Origin of the sequence: Streptomyces sp. NPDC060205 (assembly GCF_042728395.1) — a bacterium.
Lineage (GTDB): Bacteria > Actinomycetota > Actinomycetes > Streptomycetales > Streptomycetaceae > Streptomyces.
Map to the genome: position 1 here is coordinate 1 of NZ_JBHWZP010000024.1, position 19,798 is coordinate 19,798.

Here is a 19,798-nt window from a genome sequence, read left to right on the forward strand (position 1 = left end):
GACACGGCCCGCCGCCCCGCGCGTCCGCATGTCCCCTTGTGGGTACGCCCTCTGTGCGCATGTCCGTCGACGCGCATGTCCGTCGACGCGTACGACCATGGTCGCTTGTCGTCATGTCCGCCACCAGGTGGCGGCAGGTGGCGCGAGGTGGCGACAAGTGGCGCGTACGCACTGCATATCCGCTGTTTCCCAGCGGTAGCAAGCACCTTGGTGGCAATCTGCTCAACAGCAGATACGCAAAGTACAGGCAGTCCGCAGCCGGAGGTGCACGTCCCGTGGCGTCCAACGTCAATCCCACCGTCAGGCGACGCCGGTTGGGCCAGGAGCTGCGAAGGCTCCGGGAGCTCAAGGGCATGACGGCCGAAGAGGTGGCCGAGCGGCTGCTCGTCTCGCAGTCGAAGATCAGCCGTCTGGAGAACGGGCGGCGCAGCATCAGCCAGCGCGACGTCCGCGATCTGTGCGGGGTGTACGAGGTCGAGGACGTCCGGATCGTCGATTCGCTGATGCAGATGGCCAAGGACTCGCGCCAGCAGGGCTGGTGGCACTCCTTCGGCGACATCCCGTACAGCGTCTACATCGGCCTGGAGACCGACGCGGCGAGCCTGCGCGTGTACGACCCGCTGGTCGTGCCGGGCCTGCTGCAGACCCGTCCGTACGCCGAGGCGCTGATCCAGGGCGCGCTCCCGGAGGCGGCGGCCGGCGACATCGACAAGCGCGTACAGGTGCGGCTGCGGCGACAGGAACGTATCTCCGACCTGGAGAACCCGCTGCGGCTGTGGGCCGTCCTCGACGAGGCGGCGCTGCGCAGGACGGTCGGCAACAAGCAGGTGATGATCGAGCAGTTGGAGCATCTCGTCGAGATGTCGCACGTGCCGCACGTGACGGTCCAGGTCATCCCGTTCTCGATGGGTGCCCATCCGGGGGTCAGCGGTCAGTACGCCATCCTCGAATTCCCCGACGCGGCGGACTCCAGCGTGGTCTACATCGAGGGCGTCACCAGCGACCTGTACCTGGAGAAGGCGAACGACGTCCAGAAGTACAGCGTCATGTACGAGCATCTGCGGGCGCAGGCGCTCAACGCCGACCAGTCGCGGGAGTTCATCGCGGACGTCGCGAAGGACTACGCGCACTGAGGCAGTTGGGGGAGCAGTAAGGGAGGTGGCTGGATGGCGGCGGAAAGATACACCATTCTCCTATCCCGGCGGAAGACTCAGCTGGCATATGTCACCCGGTCGAGTGAATAGTCGCTTCGTACGCCGATGGTGGCGAGTAGCGTCGATCACGCCAAGGGGGAACAACCTTGGCGCAATCCGAACCGTGGGTTCCGGAAGGAACCCGCAACTCGGTGACAGCTGATCAGCAACTCGCCACCGGAGTGAACATGGCAATCAAGCAAGGCGTCACGCACACGTGGACGAAGTCCTCGTACTCGCAGGGAAACGGCGCGTGCGTCGAGGTCAAGTCCGCCGTCACGGCGGCGATGGCCGTCCGCGACTCGAAGGTCGTCGAAGGGCCCGCGCTGGCCTTCCCGGCGGAGTCCTGGAACGCGTTCGTGGCAGAAGTGAGCCGGGGCACCGTCTGACGACGGAGGCCTCGCACAGCACGACCGCATCCGCTTCGACCGCGTGCGTAGAAACAACTTCATCGACAACTGCATCCACAACCGCATCAACAACTTCATACGCACCGTGAAAGAGCCCTCTCGACTGGCCCGCCGTCCTGGCCGAGGGGGCTCGACCCTGTCCGGACCCGTCTCGAAGATCCTCCCGCATTTGTGCGCATGCTGCGCAGGTATTGCGTATGAAAGTCGTCGTCATTCCCATGGATCTTCCTTTACCGCGGGCCCGGCGCGGGCCGCCCGGCAAAAATGCGTACCGATCGCTGACAAACACGCTCAGTCGCCCCACTGTTCGCATACCGATCCGGCTCTCAACCGACCGTTCCCGTTCGATTACAGTGCTGAGTTGTCGGCCGTACGGACGGAATCGGATCGGGATCTCGGGAGGCCTCGGTGGGTGCGACAGCCGGTGCCGTCTGGGGCCGCGCCGAACAGCAGGATTTCCGCAGCCGGGTGCGTGGCACGCTCCTGGGCGCGGCCGTGGGCGACACGCTCGGCTCGCCCGTCGGCGGCCTCTCGCTGGAACAGATCCGCGCGGCGCACGGCGCCGAGGGCCTCACCGACCTGACCCACGGGTACGGCAGACGCGGAGCCGTCTCCCATCTCACGCAGCTGACCCTGTTCTCCATCGACGGGCTGATCAGGGCCCAGGTCCGCCGGGACACCGGTGCCTGGCATCCGCCGACGGATCTGCACCGGGCGTATCTGCGCTGGGCCGCCACCCAGCGCGACTGGGGCCCGGACGAGCGGCGCAAGGAGGACGGCTGGCTGGCCCGCGAGGAGTGGCTGTACGCCCGCCGGGATCCCGCGCGCGCCAATCTGCTGGGCCTCGGCGACGAGACGATGGGCACCCTGGACGCGCCCAAGAACCCCGACCAGCGGGGTGTCGAGGCCGCGACCCGCTCCGCGCCCTTCGGGCTTCTCGTCGGCTGGGAGCCGCAGCTCGTCATGCAGCTCGCGGTGGAGTGCGCGGCGCAGACCCACGGCCATCCGCTCTCCTACCTGTCGGCGGGCGCGTACGCCGTCGTCGTGCACGGTCTCGCGCGCGGTGAGAGCCTCGACACGGCCGTCCAGCGGGCGCTGCAGCTGCTGGCGCCGCGCCCCGGGCAGCAACCGGTGGCCGAGGCGCTGCAGCGGGCCCTGGGGGCCGTACGGCAGGGCATGCCGTCGCCGCAGCGGGTCGAGGACCTGGCCGGGGCGGGCACGGCCGAGGGGCTGCTCTCGGTGGCGGTGTACTGCGCCCTGGTCGGCGAGGACACCCGGCACGGGCTGTGCCTGTCGGTGAACCACGGCGGCGCCTCGGGTGCCACCGGCGCCCTGACCGGTGGGCTGCTCGGTGCCCTGCACGGCGAGACGGCCCTGCCGCCGGGCTGGCTGGCCGAGCTGGAGGGCCGCCCCACCATGCTCGTCCTCGCCGACGACTTCGCGATGGAGATGACCCAGGGCCCGGCGCTGCACGGCCCGGCGGGCTCGTCCCCGGGCTGGCTGGCCCGCTACCCGCGCGGCTACGCGGCCCTCTCCGGCACGGGTGCCGTCCAGGTCCCGGCCGGCCTGACCGCCCGCGCCTGACGCACCCCCGGCCCTGGGGGCAAGCCCCCTTTTCCCGCCGCGTACGAGTGAGGGTGGCCGCTCGTCAGGAAGCGGCCACCCTCACAGTCCTACGTACGCGTCGTGCGCCCGGTTCAGCGTCAGTCCTTGGCCGGTGCGCCCACCACGTCGTCCGCCGGGCCGGCCGGGGCCGGTACCGCCGCGGCGGCGGACCCGCCGTCGTCGCTGTTGATCTTCGCGATGAGCGCGTCCCGTTCCGGGGTGTCCTCGGGTTTCACGTATCCGATGAGGACGTAGAGGACGAGCGAGACCGCGAGCGGGATCGACACCTGGTACTGCAGCGGGACCCCGCCGTCGACGTTCCAGCTGATCGGGTAGTTGACCAGCCAGAAGGTGACGAGGCCGAGGGCCCAGCTGATCAGGGCGGCTGTCGGACCGCTCTTGCGGAACCACGGGAGCAGGCCGAGCATCAGCGGGATCGCGATCGGGCCCATCAGGCCGGCCACCCACTTGATGACGACGGTGATGATGTCGCCGAAGAAGGCGGAGTTGACCTGGGTCGCGATGGCCATCGACAGACCGAGGAAGAGCAGCGTGGCCCAGCGGGCGGCCAGCAGTCCCATCCGGGTGTCCCACTCGCGGGCCTTGCGGGAGACCGCGGGCATGATGTCGCGGGTGACGACGGCCGCGATGGCGTTGGCGTCCGAGGAGCACATCGCCATCGTGTGGGAGAAGAACCCGACGATGACCAGTCCCAGCAGCCCGTGCGGCAGCAGGTGTTCGGCCATCAGCGCGTACGAATCGGCCGGTACGTCGGTCTTGATGATCAGCGGCGCGACCCACATGGGGAAGAACAGCACCAACGGCCAGATCAGCCAGAGCGAGGCGGACAGGATGCCCGAGCGGGTGGCGGACCGCGCGGAGTCCGTGGCCATGTAGCGCTGGGCCTGGTTCCACATGCCGCCGTTGTACTCGAAGGTCTTGATGAACAGATACGCGATCAGGAAGACCATCATGTACGGGCCGGCCAGCGGCTTGGTGTGTCCGTCGAGGGCGGGCTCGTCCCAGACGCTCCACAGGGTGCTGAAGCCGTTCAGCTCGGCCATGACGGCGACGAGCATCGCGACACCGGCGATGAACTGGATGATGAACTGGCCGAGTTCGGTCAGCGCGTCCGCCCAGAGGCCGCCGACCGTGCAGTAGATCGCGGTCACCGCGCCGGTGATCAGGATGCCCGTGTTGAGGGTGACCCCGGTGAAGACGGACAGCAGGGTGGCGATGGCGGCCCACTTGGCCCCCACGTCCACGATCTTCAGCAGGACGCCGGACCAGGCGAGCGCCTGCTGGGTGGGCAGGTTGTAGCGGTTCTTCAGGTATTCCAGGGGCGAGGACACGTGCAGTCGTGAGCGCACCCGGTTGAGCCGGGGCGCGAACACCTTGGCGCCGATCGCGATGCCGATGGCGATCGGGAAGGACCAGGTGACGTAGGAAGTGACGCCGTACGTGTAGGCGATGGCCGCGTATCCCGTGAACATGACCGCGCTGTAGCCGGACATGTGGTGCGAGATGCCCGACAGCCACCACGGCATCTTGCCGCCGGCCGTGAAGAAGTCGCTCACGTTGTCGACCCGTTTGTGGGACCAGACACCGATCGCGACCATCACGCCGAAGTAGCCGATGAGCACGGCCCAGTCGAGACCGTTCATATGCCCTCTCCCAGGATCGTCAGGGTCGTGAAGCGCCCGCTCATCGTGGGTTCGATGGCATGACTGCGACAACAGCCTGTGCGGTCAAAGGGAGGTAAAATAGTTCTGCTTACTGACCTCGGTTCATGTCCCTGAACATTTTCGATCAGCTCGCCGATCGGGACATGTGGGCGCTATCGCATCAACTCCCCCGCGTTGACCAGCAGGGACTGCCCCGTGATCGCCCGCGCCCGGTCCGAGGCGAGAAACACCGCGGCGTCCGCCACGTCCGCGTCCGTGGCCAGCTCGGGCAGCGCCATCCGCGAGGTCAGCCGCTCCAGCACCTCCGCCTCCGGCACACCCTCGGTGTACGCCGTGAACTGCACGTACGCCTCCACCGGCGGGCCCCACATCCAGCCCGGCAGCACGGTGTTCACCCGGATCCGGTCCGGCCCCAGCTCCCGCGCCAGCGAGTACATCGCGCTCGTCAGCGCACCCTTCGAGGCCGCGTACGCCGCCTGGCGCACCTGGGAGGGGGCCGCCACGGACGACTGCGTGCCGATGACGACCACGGAACCGCCGCGCTCCTTCAGCGCGGGCAGACAGGCGCGGGTCATGCGCAGTGTGCCGAGCAGGTTCACGTCGAGGACGGCCTGCCAGGTGGCGAAGTCCGCGTCCTGGAGGCCGCCGAAGTAGCTGTCCCAGGCGGCCACGTGGACGACCGCGTCGAGCCGCCCGAACCGCTCCCGGGCCAGCGCCGCGAGCGCGTCGCACTGACCCTCGTCGGTGATGTCCGTGGCGCGGTACGCCGTGTGCGCGCCGTCCGGGTCGAGTTCGGCGGCGGCCTTGGCGAGGTTCGCCTCGGTGCGCGCCCCGAGCACGGCGTTCCCGCCGTCCCGTACGACGGCCGCCGCGACCTGATGGCCGAGCCCGGCCCCGACCCCCGACACGACGACGGTCCTGCCCCGGAGCAGTGACATTGCGGTCCTCCCGGCTCTGGCGATCGATCTGACGGTCCGTCAGAGTAGGGGCGTCCGGCAGAGGACGGAAGAGAGCGCGAAGCGGTGGAAGGGAGCGTCGTGCCCGACGACACACGCAGCGAGGTGTACGGGGAGCTGGCCGCCGTCGGCCCGTACGGGGTACGCCCCGGCCATGCCCTGATCACGATGGTGGAGCCGCATCCGGGCCACGAGTACGCGTACAACCGGTGGTACGAGGACGACCACTACTACGCGGGCGCGATGGCGATGCCCTGGATGTACGCGGGGCGGCGGTGGGTGGCGACCCGCGACCTGCAGCTGCTGCGCCGGCCCGAGAAGTCGGCGGTCGCGCAGCCGGTCACCGCCGGGTGCTACCTCTCGACGTACTGGGTCACGGACGGCCGCTACGACGACCACATGAAGTGGACCGTGGGCATCAACAAGCGGCTGAACCGGGACGGGCGCGTCTACCAGGACCGCACCCACGTCTTCACCGCCTTCCAGGACCACGAGGCGACGGTGTACCGGGACGGGGCCGCGGGGCCCCGCGACTTCCACGCGCTGGACCACCCGTACCGGGGCCTGGTGCTTCAGGTCGTCGACGCCGAATCCCCCGCCGCGCGGGCCGAGTTGCTGGAGTGGCTGCGCTCCCGGCACCTTCCCAAGCGGCTCGCCGGCTCCCCCGCCGCCCTGGTCACCGTCTTCCGTCCGACGCCGCTGCCCGGCGACCGCATGACGTACGTGAAGCAGGTCGAGGGGGTCGACACGCGGCTGACGCTGCTGTGGTTCCTGGAGGCGGATCCGCGGGAGTGCTGGGAGGAGTACTTCACCGGGCTGGAGGCGGCCGTGGCCGAGACGGGGCTGGGGCGGGTGGAGCTGCTGGCGCCCTTCATTCCGACGGTGCCGGGGACCGACCGGTACGTCGACCGGTTGCGGTGAGACGGGTGAGCCGAAAATCGGTGGTCCGTGTGGCGTCGATGGTGTCTGGTGTCAGGTGTTCTGTTCTGCAACGCACCTGACAGCTAGGGGACTTGAGCATGACGGCAGCACGGGCCCTACCGATCACCGCGACTCTGCTCACCGGCACGGTCGCGCTCTACATCACGCTCGTGGCGTTCGGGAACATCACCGACTTCGGCACCAACCAGCAGTTCGTACAGCATGTTCTGGCCATGGACACCACCTTCAAGGACGACGACCTGATGTGGCGGGCCATCGAGTCCAAGGGGGTTCAGGACGCGGTGTACGTGGCGATCATCGCGTGGGAGACGGTGGCGGCGCTCGTGCTGATCCTGGGCACGGTTCAGTGGGTACGGCGGGATGCCGCGCGGGCTCGGCGGACGTCCACGGTGGGGTTGCTGATGCTCATGCTGCTCTTCGGCGCGGGGTTCCTCGCGGTGGGGGGTGAGTGGTTCGCGATGTGGCAGTCGGAGGACTGGAACGGGCTGGATGCGGCGATGCGGGTGTTTGTGCTGAGCGCGGTTGTGCTGATCGTGATCCACCTGCCCGTGGATCGGGGGGCGGGGGTGGATGGCTAGTCCCTACCGGGAGGGGTGGTCGGGGTATGCGGGGGACTGCGGGCCGGTGGGGGCTTGTCGCGCAGTTCCCCGCGCCCCTAAAGACGAAAAGCCGGGGCGCAGCCCCGCTTTTCAGGGGCGCGGGGAACGGCGCGCTCAGCCACGCGCGGCCCGCACCCGACGTCCGGGCGAGCCCCCACCCCCCCCCAGGGGCGCGGGGAACTGCGCGGCCAGCCCCCACCGGAGCCGCAGCCGACGGGAGTCCCCCTCACGGGGCCTGGTGGGCGCTGATGTCCTCGGCGGCCCTTGTTGCCGCTGTCAGCAAGGGGGCCATGCGGAGGGCGTCGGCCTCCGGCGACGTGTGGAGGTCCCGCAGGATCAGGGTCAGCGTGGCCAGGTCGTCCCAGTCGGGAGGTAGGGACAGGATGGCCGTCAGGGCCTCCTGGGCCGTCGGCCAGTCCGACAGCGCGCAGGCCAGGAAGCAGCGGGCCTGGGCGCGTTCCAGGTCCCCCAGGGCGCTGTCCGCGGCGGGCAGCTCGGCGTCCGCGCGGACCATCGCCGCCAGTTCCCGCCACAGCGGTTCCGCGGCCCGCAGGCCCTCCGACTGGCTCACCGTCATCGCCAGCTGGAAGACGCCCGGCATGGGGGCCGTCGCGCGGAGCCGTTCGGCCAGGCGCAGGGCCTGCGGCCACTGCCCGGCATGGCGGTGCACGTCGCAGCGCAGGTCGTCCAGATCGTCAGCCCCGTCCGCCCCGTCCGCCGCCGACAGCCGCGCCGTCGCCTCCGCCCAGCGGTCGCACTGCGTCAGGAGTTCGATGGCCGTGCGGCGCGCCCAGGCCGCCTGCGCGGCCGGTTCCAGCGTGGCGCAGCGGTCGAGGTCGGCGAGGGCCTGTTCGGTGCGGCCGGTCGCCAGACAGACCCGCGCGCGCATGGCGTACGCCCAGCTGTCGTCCGGGCCCAGGGCCAGGGCGCGGGAGAGGTGGCGGAGAGCCTCTTCGTACAGGCGCATGAGGAGATGGGTGCCGCCCAGGCCGCTCAGGCAGGCCTGCACGGTCTCGTCCCCCGGGCTTCGGTCCAGGACGCGGTGGAAGACCGCGACCGCCTCCTCGTACCGGCCCTCGTCGCGGTACTCCACGGCCAGTTCGTGACTGATCCAGTCGAGGTCAGGAGCCGTGTCGACGGCTCGCTCCAGGTACGTGAACATGGCCGCCCGGTCGCCGAGTTCGTTCTTCACGCGGGCCGTCATCACCAGCGCCCAGGCGTAGTCGGGCCGCAGTTCGACGGCTCGGGCGAAGTCGGCCAGGCTCTCCTCGTAGCGGCGCAGGTCGCACAGGGCCGCGCCGCGGCCGGCCAGGGCGGAGGCGTAGTCGGGTCGCAGGGTGAGCGCGCGGGTCAGTTCGGTGACGGCCTCCTCGGAGCGGTCGGCGAGCCGGTAGGCGTCCCCGCGTTCCGAGGCGACCCAGGCCGCGTCGGGCGCGACGCGGACGGCCCGGTCGTAGTCGGCGAAGGCCTCGGCCGGTTCGCCCCTCGCGCGGCGCAGACGGGCTCTGCGCACCAGGGCCCAGGCGTTGTCCGGCTCGATGCCGAGCGCCCGGTCGAAGTCGGCGAGCGCCTCGTCGTACCGCCCGAGTGCGTGCCGGGTCACGGCCCGGCCGGTCAGCGGGTCGGCGTCGGCCGGGACGAGGGCGACGGCGCGGTCGAAGTCGGGGACGGCTTCCTCGAAGCGGCCCGCCAGCCGGTAGGTCTCCGCGCGTGCCGAGATGATCCACCCGGTGTCGGGGGCCAGTTCGTCCGCCCGGTCGAGGGCGGCGAGGGCCGCCGGGAAGTCGTCGAGCAGCTGGTGGGTGTAGCCGCGGCCGTAGTGGGCCCAGGCGAGGTGGGGGTCGAGCTCCAGGGCCCTGCCGTACTCCTCCAGGGCCTGGCGGTGCTCGCCCGCGTAGCGCAGTTCCCGGCCGCGCAGGGTGTGCGCGAGGGCGCGGCCCGCGGTGTCCGGGCCGGGGCGGGCCAGGAGCAGGGCCATCGCGCCGGCGATGCCGGCCGTGTCGTCGTCGAGCGCCTCACCGAGTCGTACGCCCCATTCGGCGAGGTCGGTGTGGTCGGTGTCGCGGCCCGCGTCCTCCAGCATCCGCGCCCAGACCCGGCCGAGGACGGCGTCCTCGCGGCAGGCCTCGACCAGTGCGCGCAGGGCCGGGCCGAGCGCCGCGGGCGGGCGGGCGCAGAGCAGGTGGTAGGTCTCCTCCAGGCGCAGTTCGCGCCACTCCTCGTCGGCCCACAGGTCCTCGGTGTCCCGGCCGGCCTCGGCCTCGGCCCGCCAGCGGGCGAACGTCTCCGCGAGGCGCCGGTGGCGGCCGGCCCACTCCCGCCGGGAGCGGCGCCGCTCCAGCCGCAGCATCGGGGCCCGTACGACGTCGTGGTACCGCACGCTGTTCCCGTGCTCGCCGACGAACGGCAGCCCGGTCAGCCAGTCGTACAGCGCGTCCGGTTCACCCGGCACGTCCATGCCGCCGCCGGGGTGGCCGACAAGGGCCCGGAAGACGTCCGCGTCGAGTTGCCGGGGCAGCGCGCAGAGGCGGGCGACCTGGCGGCGGGTGTCGTCGGGTTCCCACTGCAGGAAGCGTTTGACGGCTCCGGCGCTCGGGTCGCCGACGTCGTCCGGGTCGCCGGGGCGGGTCTCGGCGAGCGTCGACACGAGGACGGGCAGGCCGCCGGTGAGGCGCAGCACCTCCTTGACGACCGGTTCGGCGACGACCCCCTTCCCGGCGAGGAGCCCGCGGGCCTCGGACTCGGTGAACGGCGCCAGCGGCACGTCCGTCACGGATCCCGTGCCGCTCCAGCGGACGGCGTCCAGGGGGCGCTGCCCCGAGGTGACCACCAGGACGGACGCGGGCAGCCCGCTGTCCGCTTCCTGGCGGGTGACCAGGTCGTACAGCCACGGGTCGAGGAACGGGCCGGTCCGTTCGTACGTGTCGAGGAACAGGACGATCCAGGGGGCGGCGGTGGCCGCCGCGCGCAGTTCGCGGAGCAGGACCGGGGTGAGGACCTTCTCCGGCGACATGACCAGTTCGATGTCGTCGGGGTTGCGGAAGCGGGCGCTCAGGCCGGTGCGCAGCCGGTCGGCGCCCTGGGCGAGCACGTCGGCGGGCAGGGCGCTCGTGAGGAGCCCGGCGCCCGGTACGGCGGCCTCCACGGCGGCGAGGCCGAGGCCCACGGCGGTCCTGCTCCCGGCGGACGCGGGCTGCGGCTGCTGCGTCTGGTCCGGTGCCAGGGCCGCGAGGGCCGCGGCCTCCGCCTCGTGCCGGCGCTCCCGGTACACGGCGAGCCGCCGCTCCAGGTCCTTCAACCGCCGCCCCTGGCCGGCGAACTGGCGGCACACCTCGGCCATCGTCTCCGGCACGCTGCCGGCCCGCTCGTCGACGTACGCGGTCAGTGCCCCGCGTTCGCGCGCCAGGTGCCGCAGCTCCTGCACCAGGAACGTCTTTCCGACGCCCGCGGTGCCGTGCACATGGAAGCGGAAGCGCTGCCTGGCGTCGCCCACGGGGCGTTCGAAGTGCGCGAGGAACGTGGCCCGTTCGGCGTCCCGCCCCACGAACCCGGCGCGGTTGCCCTGCTGGATCAGCTCCTGCCACGACGGCCCTGCCTGCGCCACCGGTCCGCCTCCTCGCCCCGCCGGGTCGTGTACGGGTCCCAGTGTGGATCAACCGGGCCCGGCGGAACAGGAGTCGGCGGACGACGTGCCGTCTCGACCGGTCGGCCCACGACTGCCAGAGTCGTAGGGAGCGGACCGTGTCAGGAACCGGGACGCCACGGGCGAACGCGAAGGCGGGCCGAGGTCGTGCAGTCAGTCGACGGTGAGAACGGATCGGGCGCGCCTGTCATATCCACTGTCATGGAGCTGAGCGGTGACACCTCGTGCATCGCCGCGGCACGCCGTCTCGCGGCCGAGTTCCTGACGTGGGCGGGCACCGAGCAGCAGGTGGCCGTCTCCGCCCACGCCCTGGGCCTCACCCAGCTGGTCGTCAGTGAACTGGTCACCAACGCCCGCAGGCACGCCCCCGGGCCCGCGCTGATGGAGCTGCGCATCGCGGACTCCACGGTGGAGGTGACCGTGCAGGACAGCGTCCCCGTGCGGCCCACCATCCATGCCTCCGACCCGCAGCGCATCGGCCGGCACGGCCTGGAGATCGTCGCGGCCGTGGTCGAGGACTTCTACGTGGAACTCGCACCGACCGGCAAACGCGTCACCGCCCACATCGCCCTGACCGACACCCCGCCCCGGCCGCGGTCGTGAAGCAGTCCCGCGCGTCGGCCGTGAGCACGCAGGAGACGACGGAGGGGACGGAGGGGACGACGGGGGTGTCCGGGCGGGACTACTTCACGACCGCGACCGTCGTGCCCGCCGTGCCGAACTTCCACACCGCGTCCCCGTCCGCCGCCTTCATCCGGACTCCGCCCGTCGTCGCGCCGGACGCGGGCGGCGGCGGGGAGGACCCGTCGAGGGCGTTGGAGAAGCCGACGTTGACGCCGGACGCCAGGGCGAAGTAGACGATGTTCTCGATCTCCACGCCGTCGCTGCCGGTCCCGGTCTCACGCCGGGTGCCGACCGTGTACGTGCCCGGGTCGGGGCTCACCGTCCCCTGCCACACCTTGAACGTGCGCCGGGACGCGTCGCTCGCGTCGACCAGCCACACCCGCTTCTGTGAGAGGGAGTAGACGATCCGCCGTCCCGTGCCCGAGCCGTCCGGTACGGCGACCGGTGCGGACTCGTCCGGCGAGGCGGAGGGCTTGGCGCTCGCGGAGGGGCTGCTCGGCTTCTTGCTCGCCGACGCGGTCGGCTGGGGCCCGTCCCCGGCCTTGACGGCCAGCACGGCCACCAGCACCAGGGCGGCCGTGGTCAGGCCGGTGACCCAGGCCCACGAGGGAAGCCGTCGGGCAGGCACGGGCACGCATCTCCTCAGCTGTGGCTCACCCCGTCGGAGACACCCCGTCGGAGGTCCGATCATCCTACTCCGACGGGGAACTCCCTCCTGAACCGGAGGCCTGCCCTCACCGTGGGCCGGCCCGTCTACTCCAGGACCGGCAGCAGCTCCGGCAGGTGCCCGTCGGAGACCGCCGCGGCCTGCTGCCGCTCCTGCGGCACCTCCCCGTACAGCGTGGTCCGCGGCTTCGCCGGGCGGCCCGCCGCCTCCGCCACCGCGATCAGGTCCTTCACCGACTTGTACGAGCCGTAACTCGACCCGGCCATACGGGAGATGGTCTCCTCCATCAGCGTGCCGCCGAGGTCGTTGGCGCCCGAGCGCAGCATCTCGGCCGCGCCCTCCGTGCCCAGCTTCACCCAGCTGGTCTGGATGTTGGGGATGTGGGGGTGCAGGAGGAGCCGGGCCATCGCGATCACCGCGCGGTTGTCGCGGGTGGTCGGGCCGGGCCGGGCGATCCCCGCCAGGTACACGGGCGCGTTCGTGTGGATGAAGGGCAGGGTCACGAACTCCGTGAAGCCGCCGGTCCGCTGCTGGATCCGGGAGAGCGTGCGGAAGTGGCCGAGCCAGTGGCGGGGCTGGTCCACGTGCCCGTACATCATCGTCGAGGACGAGCGGATGCCGAGTTCGTGGGCCGTGGTGACGACCTCGATCCAGGTCGCCGTCGGGAGCTTGCCCTTGGTGAGGACCCAGCGGACCTCGTCGTCGAGGATCTCGGCGGCGGTGCCGGGGATGGAGTCGAGGCCGGCCTCCTTGGCGGCCGTCAGCCACTCGCGGATGGACATACCCGTACGGGTGGCGCCGTTGACGACCTCCATCGGCGAGAAGGCGTGGACGTGCATGCCGGGGACGCGTTCCTTCACCGCCCGCGCGATGTCGAAGTACGCGGTGCCGGGCAGGTCGGGGTGGATGCCGCCCTGCATGCAGACCTCGACCGCGCCGACGTCCCAGGCCTGCGCGGCCCGGTCGGCGACCTGGTCGAGGGAGAGCGTGTAGGCGTCGGCGTCGGTGCGGCGCTGGGCGAAGGCGCAGAACCGGCAGCCGGTGTAGCAGACGTTGGTGAAGTTGATGTTCCGCGTGACGATGTACGTGACGTCGTCGCCGACCGCCGACTTGCGGACGTCGTCCGCGATCCGGCAGAGCGCGTCCAGCGCGGGCCCGTCCGCGTGCAGCAGGGCGAGGGCCTCGTCGTCGGTGAGGCGGGTCGGGTCGTCGGCCGCGGTGGCGAGGGCCGCCCGTACGTCCGTGTCGATGCGGGACGGGACCATGCCGGGCGCCGCGGCCTCCCGCAGCGACTCCCAGTCGCCGTACACGTGGTCGTAGTCCTCGCGCCGGTCAAAGGTGCGGCCCTCGGTGTCGATGGACGCGTGCAGATCCGTACGCCCCGACGAGGTGAACGCCTCCTCGGGCTCCTGCCACGGGTGGCCCTCCACGACCGCGTCCGGCAGGGCGAGCCCGGTCTCCGGGTCGGCCAGGGCGCGTACGTGCGGGAGCAGGCGCGGGTCCAGCCACGGTTCGCCACGCTGCACGAACTCCGGGTAGACGCAGAGGCGTTCGCGCAAGTCGAAGCCCGCCTCGGCGGACTGCTCGCGCAGCAGGTCGATCTGCGGCCAGGGGCGCTCGGGGTTGACGTGGTCGATGGTCAGCGGCGAGACCCCGCCCCAGTCGTCGATCCCGGCGCCGATGAGCCGCGCGTACTCGGAGTCGACGAGGTTCGGCGGTGCCTGGAGGCAGGCGGCGGGGCCCATGATGTGCCGGGCCACGGCGACCGTCGCGATCAGCTCGTCCAGCTCGGCGTCCGGCATCCCGCGCATCGCCGTGTCCGGCTTGGCGCGGAAGTTCTGGATGATCAGTTCCTGGATGCCGTGGTAGGCACGGGAGACCCGCCGCAGCGCGAAGAGGGAGTCCGCGCGCTCCTCGTACGTCTCGCCGATGCCGATCAGCAGCCCGCTGGTGAAGGGGACGGAGGAGCGGCCGGCGTCCTCCAGGACCCGCAGCCGGACGGCCGGCTCCTTGTCCGGGGAGCCGTGGTGGGGGCCGCCGGGCTCGCTCCACAGGCGGGTCGCGGTCGTCTCCAGCATCATGCCCATGCTCGGCGCGACGGGCTTGAGCCGCTGGAAGTCGGTCCACGACATGACACCCGGGTTGAGGTGCGGCAGCAGGCCCGTCTCCTCCAGGATCCGGATGGAGATGGCCCGTACGTACGCGATCGTGTCGTCGTAGCCGTGCGCGTCGAGCCATTCGCGGGCCTCGGGCCAGCGGTCCTCGGGCTTGTCGCCGAGGGTGATCAGGGCTTCCTTGCAGCCGGCCGCGGCGCCCTTGCGGGCGATGTCGAGCACCTCGTCCGGGGACATGAACATGCCGTGCCCGGCCCGGCGCAGCTTGCCCGGGACGGTGACGAACGTGCAGTAGTGGCACTTGTCCCGGCACAGCCGGGTGAGCGGGATGAAGACGCTCTTCGAGTACGTGATCACGCCGGGGCGGCCCGCCGCGGCGAGGCCCGCGTCGCGCACCCGCGCGGCGGACGCGGTCAGGTCTTCCAGGTCGGCGCCGCGCGCCTGGAGCAGCACGGCGGCCTCGGTGACGTCGAGGGCGACGCCGTCGCGGGCGCGTTTGAGGGCGCGGCGCATGGCGTTCTCGGTGGGCCCGGTTCCGGAGGTCGCGGAAGTCGTCATCCTTCGAGCATACGATCGCAGTGATCAGGCATAACCGGTGTGCCGCGTCACAAACGACACACCGGCGACGCCCTCCTTAGACGTACGGCGCGAACTCGTCCAGTACCCGCAGTACCTCGTCCTCGCCGGCCGGGGGCAACTGCAGGACGACCTCCTCGATGCCGAGGTCCGCGTAGTGCGCGAGCTTCCCGGCGCCGGGCAGGACGGCGTACGGCACCACCTGGAGGCTGTCGGCGTCGCGGCCCGCCTCGGCCCAGGCGGTCCGCAGCACGGGCAGCGACTCGGTGAGGCCCCGGCCGCCGATCGGCAGCCAGCCGTCCGCGTACTCGGCGATGTGCGCGAAGAGCTTGGGTCCGGCCGCTCCCCCGATGAGCGTGCGCGGTCCGACGACCGGCCCGCGCGGCTTCTGCACGGGCTTGGGGTACACGTGGCTGGCCCGCACCGAGCCGAACCGGCCCTCGTACGCGGTCGGTTCGGAGGCCCACAGCGCCCGCATCAGGGCCATCCGGTCGCGGCCCAGCTCCCGCCGCGTACGCCACTCGACGCCGTGGTCGGCGGCTTCCTCGACGTTCCAGCCGAAGCCGATCCCCAGCGTGAAGCGGCCCCCCGAGAGGTGGTCGAGGGTCGCGACCTGCTTGGCGAGGTCGATCGGGTCGTGCTGGGTGACGAGCGTGATGCCGGTGCCGAGCGCGAGCGCCTCGGTGACGGCCGACGCCTGGCCGAGGGCGACGAAGGGGTCGAGGGTGCGGCCGTACTCGGGCGGCAGGTCGCCGCCCACCGGGTACGGGGTGGTCCGTTCCACGGGGATGTGGGTGTGTTCGGGCAGATAGAGCCCGGCGAAGCCGCGTTGCTCCAGCTCACGGGCGAGCCGGGTCGGAGTGATCGTCTCATCGGTGAGGAAGATCGTCACGGAGATGCGCATGCCCCATCTCTACCGGCCCGCGCCACACGTGTCGATACCGACCGGTCGGCATTCACAGGGTCGCGTATTCACACCGCGTCACGGGAGCGTCGTACGAGTGGTCCGTTCCCGAAAGCTGCCGATCCCCTTCCCTTGCCCCGCGGTTCACGGCTGAATACGAGGATTGCCGGTACCACTCCTGCACCGCCATGCACCCCATGCACCGCCCATGACTCACGAGAACCGGGAGCAGCAGACATGTGCGAGGACGAACACCACGGCGTCGGCAGACGCGCCCTGTTCGTGACGGGGGCCGCCGCCGCGCTTACGTTGGGAACCGTGAGCTTCCCGAGCGAGGCCGCCGACGCGGCCCGGGCGTCCGAGACCCGGACCGTGCGCGGCACCCTGCCCACCGGCGCGCCCGACTTCGTGTACCTGCCCGTCGAAGTCCCTGCCGGCGTACGGGAGATCAAGGTCGCGTACACCTACGAGCGGCCCACCGTCCCGGCGGGCACCGCGGGCAACGCGCTCGACATCGGGATCTTCGACCAGCACGGCACCGAACTGGGCGGACGGGGCTTCAGGGGCTGGTCGGGCGGCGCGCGCACGGAGTTCTTCCTCCGCGCCGACGACGCGACGCCCGGCTACGTCCCGGGTCCGGTCCGCGAGGGCACCTGGCACATCGCGCTGGGCCCCTACACGGTGTCTCCGCAGGGCCTCGCGTACGAGGTCACCATCACGCTGACGTACGGGGAACCGGGCGAGACGGTCGAGCCGGTGTACCCGCCGTCGCGGGCCAAGGGGCGCGGCCGGGCCTGGTACCGGGGCGACTGCCATCTGCACTCCTGGTACTCGGACGGCCGCCGCACCCCGGCCGAGATCGCGGCGCTCGCGCGGGCGGCGGGCCTCGACTTCATCAACTCGTCCGACCACAACACGCACTCCGCGCACGCCCACTGGGCCGATCAGGCGGGCCCCCACCCGGACGGCGAGCTGCTGATCCTGCTGGGCGAGGAGGTGACGACGAGGAACGGTCACGTCGTCGCGCTCGGCACGGACCCGGGCACGTTCGTCGACTGGCGCTACCGGGCCCGCGACAACCGCTTCGGCAAGTACGCGCGCCGCATCCGGCAGGCCGGCGGTCTGGTCGTCCCCGCCCATCCGCACGCGACCTGCGTCGGCTGCAACTGGAAGTTCGGCTTCGGCGAGGCGGACGCGGTCGAGGTGTGGAACGGCGCGTACGGGCCCGACGACGAGGTGTCGCTCGCCGACTGGGACAGCATGCTCGTCGCCTCCGTACGGGAGGGCCGCGGGAGCCGGGACTGGATCCCGGCGATGGGCAACAGCGACGCCCACCGCGACCCCGATCCGGTCGGCACGCCGCAGACGGTCGTCCTCGCCGACGAACTGTCCCGCGAGGCCATCCAGGAGGGCATCCGCGCGGGACGGTCGTACGTGGCCGAGTCGAAGGCGGTGTCGCTGTCGTTCTCGGCGACCGGTCCGAAGGGCGAACACGCGGGCATCGGCGGCCGGTTGAGGGTGGACGGCGACGACCCGGTCACGGTCCGCCTGGAGGTCTCGGGCGCACCGCGCTGCACGGTCCGCTTCGTCACGGACCAGGGCGTCCTGCACACGAGCGCCGTCCTGCCGGTGTCGGGCTCCGGCACGGTGGAGTGGCGTACGACGGCCCAGTACGCGGCGTACGTCCGCGCGGAGGTGCGGCACGAGGCGGCGGGGCCGTTGCCGGGGGCGCTGGCGGCGTTCACGAACCCGGTCTTCCTGGGCCGGTAGGGCTCTGACCGGTCGGCGGGGCCGGGCTTCGGGACTGCCCGGCCCCCTCTGGCGCAGGTGATCAGGCGGTCCCGGTGCCGCGGGCCGCCTCGTCGATGCGCTTCTGCTGCATGGAGGTGAGCCGCTTGACGAAGAAGACGGCCACCAGCGCGCTGACGACTCCGGTGGCCGCGGCGATCTGCGTGTCGATGATGTCGGACATGGCCGCGGAGACGGTGTCGTGGCTGTACCAGCTGCTGAAGAAGCTGTTCGAGTAGGCCAGGACGTAGAGGATCCAGCACCACCACCAGAGGTGCATCAGCCAGCGCCCGGCGCCCCGGGCCCGGCCCGCCGTCGCCGTCCAGATGTCGTTGGTCATCTGCTTGGGCATGAAGAGGTTGACCAGCGGGATGAACCAGGCGCCGGCCGCCAGACCGGGCGCGAAGCGCAGGCGTACGGGCGCGAAGGTGTCGGCGTTGTTGCGCATGCGCTGGAACCAGATCGGCCACAGGATCAACAGGGCCAGCGCCAGCGCCGATTCGAGGGCTTCCAGCGCGTCCGTCGCGAAGGACAGCGTCCCGTAGTCCCGGATCACATCGGGGGACGCCGTGCCGTCCTGCGCGTCGAGCCGCAGGTAGATCTCGCCCAGGACGGCGCCCCGGAGCAGCAGGGGCAGGGTGTAGAGGCCGAGCAGGACGGCCAGCCCGATGCCCAGTCCCCGGGCCGAGCGGGCCGGCGGACGCGGCGAGAAGTAGTGCGGCGAGGGCTGCAGGCTGCCGGGCGGGGGGCTGCCCGCGTGGAGGCTGCCCGGCGGCGGGCTGGGGCTGCCGGCGTGGAAGCCGCCCGGCGCGGGGCTCTGCTGCCAGGGGGGCGGGGACGCGTTGCGGGCCGGGTCGTACGAGACGGGCGGTCCGAAACCCTGGATCGGGGCGGCTGCCGGGGCCTGCGCGGCGGCGGCCGGGGGCGCCTGTGCGGCGAGCGCGTGGCTCTGCAGGCGCTGAGGGCTCTGCGGGTCCTCGCTGTTGAGGAGCTGCACGGCGTGCCGGCCAAGCTCGGCCAGCACCTCGCCCGGCAGCCAGGCACCGCCGGTGTCCTCCATGGACTCGATGCGCGCCAACAGCACATCCAGCGAAGGCCGTTGGGACGGGTCCTTCACGAGACACCAGGCGATCAGCTGGTCCCAGGGGGCGGGGATCCCGGTCAGGTCCGGTTCCTCGCTGGCGATCCGGTAGAGCAGCGAGTGGATCCCGCCCTCACCGGCGCCGAACGGCAGCTTGCCCGTCGCGGTGTACGCGAGGACGGCGCCGAGGCAGAAGACGTCGCTCGCGAACGTCACGCGCTCGCCGCGCACCTGCTCGGGCGACATGAAGCCGGGCGAGCCGACGACGGCGCCCGTCATCGTCAGCCCGTCGGTGGACTGCATGGCGGGGTCGAGGGCGCGGGCGATGCCGAAGTCGATGACGCGGGGGCCGTCGATCGTCACCAGGACGTTGGACGGCTTGAGGTCGCGGTGCACGAGCCCGGCGCCGTGGATGGCCTGCAGCGCGCGCACGAGTCCGATACCGAGGGCCCGTACGGAGTTCGCCGGCAGGGGGCCGTACTGCTTGTCCACCACCTCGGCGAGGGAGGGCCCGGCGACGTAACCGGTGGCGACCCACGGGGTGGGCGCCTCCGTGTCGGCGTCCAGGACGGGGGCCGTCCACTCGCCGCCGACCCGCTGGGCGGCCTTGACCTCCTGCGCGAAGCGCCGCCTGAAGTCGGGCTTGCGGGCCAGCTGCTCCTGGACGACCTTGACCGCGACCGTACGGCCGCGGTCCGAGCGGGCCAGGTACACCCGCCCCATGCCGCCCTCGCCGAGTCTGCCGAGCAGCCGGTAATTGCCTATCCAGCCCGGATCGTCCGGGCTCAACCCGTCCATGCGTACTTCCTCTATCCCCGACACCCGCCGAATCGCCGCCGCATCGCCGCCGACGCCTTCGCAGCGAGGATAGGAGATGTGACGGCAGTGGCGCGCGTGAACCCTGCCTCAACCCTGCTTCCGTCGGCAGTACTTGTCGGTGGCGGGCGGGTGCCGGGCGGTCGTCCGCGGTCCGGATCTCCGGCACGCTCACCGACCCGCGGTCCCGTGACC

General features: G+C 71.7%; 14 protein-coding genes. 7 read left to right on the forward strand and 7 right to left on the reverse strand.

Features of this window, described 5'->3' with window-relative positions; translation table 11 throughout:
- The first annotated feature begins 275 nt into the window (after positions 1 to 275).
- The 3 genes from ACFWGJ_RS06630 to ACFWGJ_RS06640 all read left to right on the forward strand — a co-directional run bounded on the left by ACFWGJ_RS06630 (position 276) and on the right by ACFWGJ_RS06640 (position 3,187).
- Positions 276 to 1,133 (forward strand): helix-turn-helix domain-containing protein, encoded by an 858-nt coding sequence (locus tag ACFWGJ_RS06630; protein ID WP_387321470.1) that lies wholly within the window; start codon positions 276 to 278, stop codon positions 1,131 to 1,133.
- A gap of 248 nt (positions 1,134 to 1,381) precedes the next feature.
- Positions 1,382 to 1,582, forward strand: a complete 201-nt coding sequence (locus tag ACFWGJ_RS06635) for a DUF397 domain-containing protein (RefSeq protein WP_387321471.1) — start codon at positions 1,382 to 1,384, stop codon at positions 1,580 to 1,582.
- Between the two features lie 429 nt (positions 1,583 to 2,011).
- Positions 2,012 to 3,187 carry an ADP-ribosylglycohydrolase family protein gene (locus tag ACFWGJ_RS06640; RefSeq protein WP_387321472.1) on the forward strand — a complete coding sequence of 392 codons (1,176 nt, stop codon included), beginning with the start codon at positions 2,012 to 2,014 and terminating at the stop codon, positions 3,185 to 3,187.
- A 119-nt stretch (positions 3,188 to 3,306) separates the two neighbouring features.
- On the opposite strand, the gene ACFWGJ_RS06645 is transcribed toward ACFWGJ_RS06640, so the two are convergent.
- Positions 3,307 to 4,872 (reverse strand): sodium:solute symporter family protein, encoded by a 1,566-nt coding sequence (locus ACFWGJ_RS06645; protein ID WP_387321473.1) that lies wholly within the window; start codon positions 4,870 to 4,872, stop codon positions 3,307 to 3,309.
- A 173-nt stretch (positions 4,873 to 5,045) separates the two neighbouring features.
- Positions 5,046 to 5,831, reverse strand: coding sequence for an SDR family oxidoreductase (locus tag ACFWGJ_RS06650; RefSeq protein WP_387321474.1), 786 nt, complete (start codon positions 5,829 to 5,831; stop codon positions 5,046 to 5,048).
- A gap of 99 nt (positions 5,832 to 5,930) precedes the next feature.
- Here ACFWGJ_RS06650 and ACFWGJ_RS06655 point away from each other — a divergent pair, with 99 nt between their 5' ends.
- A complete protein-coding gene (locus ACFWGJ_RS06655; protein WP_381833069.1) occupies positions 5,931 to 6,770 on the forward strand; it encodes a hypothetical protein in 840 nt (279 codons plus the stop codon).
- A gap of 98 nt (positions 6,771 to 6,868) precedes the next feature.
- On the forward strand, positions 6,869 to 7,369 hold the full coding sequence (locus ACFWGJ_RS06660) for a DUF2165 domain-containing protein (RefSeq protein WP_387321475.1): 501 nt from the start codon (positions 6,869 to 6,871) through the stop codon (positions 7,367 to 7,369).
- Between the two features lie 247 nt (positions 7,370 to 7,616).
- Here the strand turns inward: ACFWGJ_RS06660 and ACFWGJ_RS06665 are convergent, their stop codons facing one another.
- On the reverse strand, positions 7,617 to 10,994 hold the full coding sequence (locus ACFWGJ_RS06665) for a BREX system ATP-binding domain-containing protein (RefSeq protein ID WP_387321476.1): 3,378 nt from the start codon (positions 10,992 to 10,994) through the stop codon (positions 7,617 to 7,619).
- 240 nt (positions 10,995 to 11,234) lie between these two features.
- Between ACFWGJ_RS06665 and ACFWGJ_RS06670 the strand changes: the two genes are divergently transcribed.
- On the forward strand, positions 11,235 to 11,636 hold the full coding sequence (locus tag ACFWGJ_RS06670; protein WP_387321477.1) for an ATP-binding protein: 402 nt from the start codon (positions 11,235 to 11,237) through the stop codon (positions 11,634 to 11,636).
- Positions 11,637 to 11,715: 79 nt separating this feature from the next.
- Here the strand turns inward: ACFWGJ_RS06670 and ACFWGJ_RS06675 are convergent, their stop codons facing one another.
- The 3 genes from ACFWGJ_RS06675 to ACFWGJ_RS06685 all read right to left on the reverse strand — a co-directional run bounded on the left by ACFWGJ_RS06675 (position 11,716) and on the right by ACFWGJ_RS06685 (position 15,918).
- Positions 11,716 to 12,291, reverse strand: coding sequence for a hypothetical protein (locus ACFWGJ_RS06675; RefSeq protein ID WP_387321478.1), 576 nt, complete (start codon positions 12,289 to 12,291; stop codon positions 11,716 to 11,718).
- A gap of 119 nt (positions 12,292 to 12,410) precedes the next feature.
- Positions 12,411 to 14,996 carry a bifunctional FO biosynthesis protein CofGH gene (locus ACFWGJ_RS06680; RefSeq protein ID WP_387321479.1) on the reverse strand — a complete coding sequence of 862 codons (2,586 nt, stop codon included), beginning with the start codon at positions 14,994 to 14,996 and terminating at the stop codon, positions 12,411 to 12,413.
- A 76-nt stretch (positions 14,997 to 15,072) separates the two neighbouring features.
- Entirely contained in the window at positions 15,073 to 15,918 is an 846-nt protein-coding gene (locus tag ACFWGJ_RS06685; protein WP_387321480.1) for an LLM class F420-dependent oxidoreductase, read from the reverse strand.
- A gap of 237 nt (positions 15,919 to 16,155) precedes the next feature.
- Here ACFWGJ_RS06685 and ACFWGJ_RS06690 point away from each other — a divergent pair, with 237 nt between their 5' ends.
- Positions 16,156 to 17,688 (forward strand): CehA/McbA family metallohydrolase, encoded by a 1,533-nt coding sequence (locus ACFWGJ_RS06690; protein ID WP_387321481.1) that lies wholly within the window; start codon positions 16,156 to 16,158, stop codon positions 17,686 to 17,688.
- Between the two features lie 61 nt (positions 17,689 to 17,749).
- Here the strand turns inward: ACFWGJ_RS06690 and ACFWGJ_RS06695 are convergent, their stop codons facing one another.
- Positions 17,750 to 19,585 (reverse strand): DUF4328 domain-containing protein, encoded by a 1,836-nt coding sequence (locus ACFWGJ_RS06695; RefSeq protein ID WP_387321482.1) that lies wholly within the window; start codon positions 19,583 to 19,585, stop codon positions 17,750 to 17,752.
- Positions 19,586 to 19,798: the final 213 nt, after the last annotated feature.

Excerpts from the sequence above, each read along its gene's own strand:
- ACFWGJ_RS06670 (WP_387321477.1), top strand. The coding sequence starts at position 11,235 with ATGGAGCTGAGCGGTGACACCTCGTGCATCGCCGCGGCACGCCGTCTC.
- ACFWGJ_RS06650 (WP_387321474.1), bottom strand. The coding sequence starts at position 5,831 with ATGTCACTGCTCCGGGGCAGGACCGTCGTCGTGTCGGGGGTCGGGGCC.
- ACFWGJ_RS06660 (WP_387321475.1), top strand. The coding sequence starts at position 6,869 with ATGACGGCAGCACGGGCCCTACCGATCACCGCGACTCTGCTCACCGGC.
- ACFWGJ_RS06680 (WP_387321479.1), bottom strand. The coding sequence starts at position 14,996 with ATGACGACTTCCGCGACCTCCGGAACCGGGCCCACCGAGAACGCCATG.
- ACFWGJ_RS06695 (WP_387321482.1), bottom strand. The coding sequence starts at position 19,585 with ATGGACGGGTTGAGCCCGGACGATCCGGGCTGGATAGGCAATTACCGG.
- ACFWGJ_RS06690 (WP_387321481.1), top strand. The coding sequence starts at position 16,156 with ATGTGCGAGGACGAACACCACGGCGTCGGCAGACGCGCCCTGTTCGTG.
- ACFWGJ_RS06685 (WP_387321480.1), bottom strand. The coding sequence starts at position 15,918 with ATGCGCATCTCCGTGACGATCTTCCTCACCGATGAGACGATCACTCCG.
- ACFWGJ_RS06645 (WP_387321473.1), bottom strand. The coding sequence starts at position 4,872 with ATGAACGGTCTCGACTGGGCCGTGCTCATCGGCTACTTCGGCGTGATG.
- ACFWGJ_RS06635 (WP_387321471.1), top strand. The coding sequence starts at position 1,382 with ATGGCAATCAAGCAAGGCGTCACGCACACGTGGACGAAGTCCTCGTAC.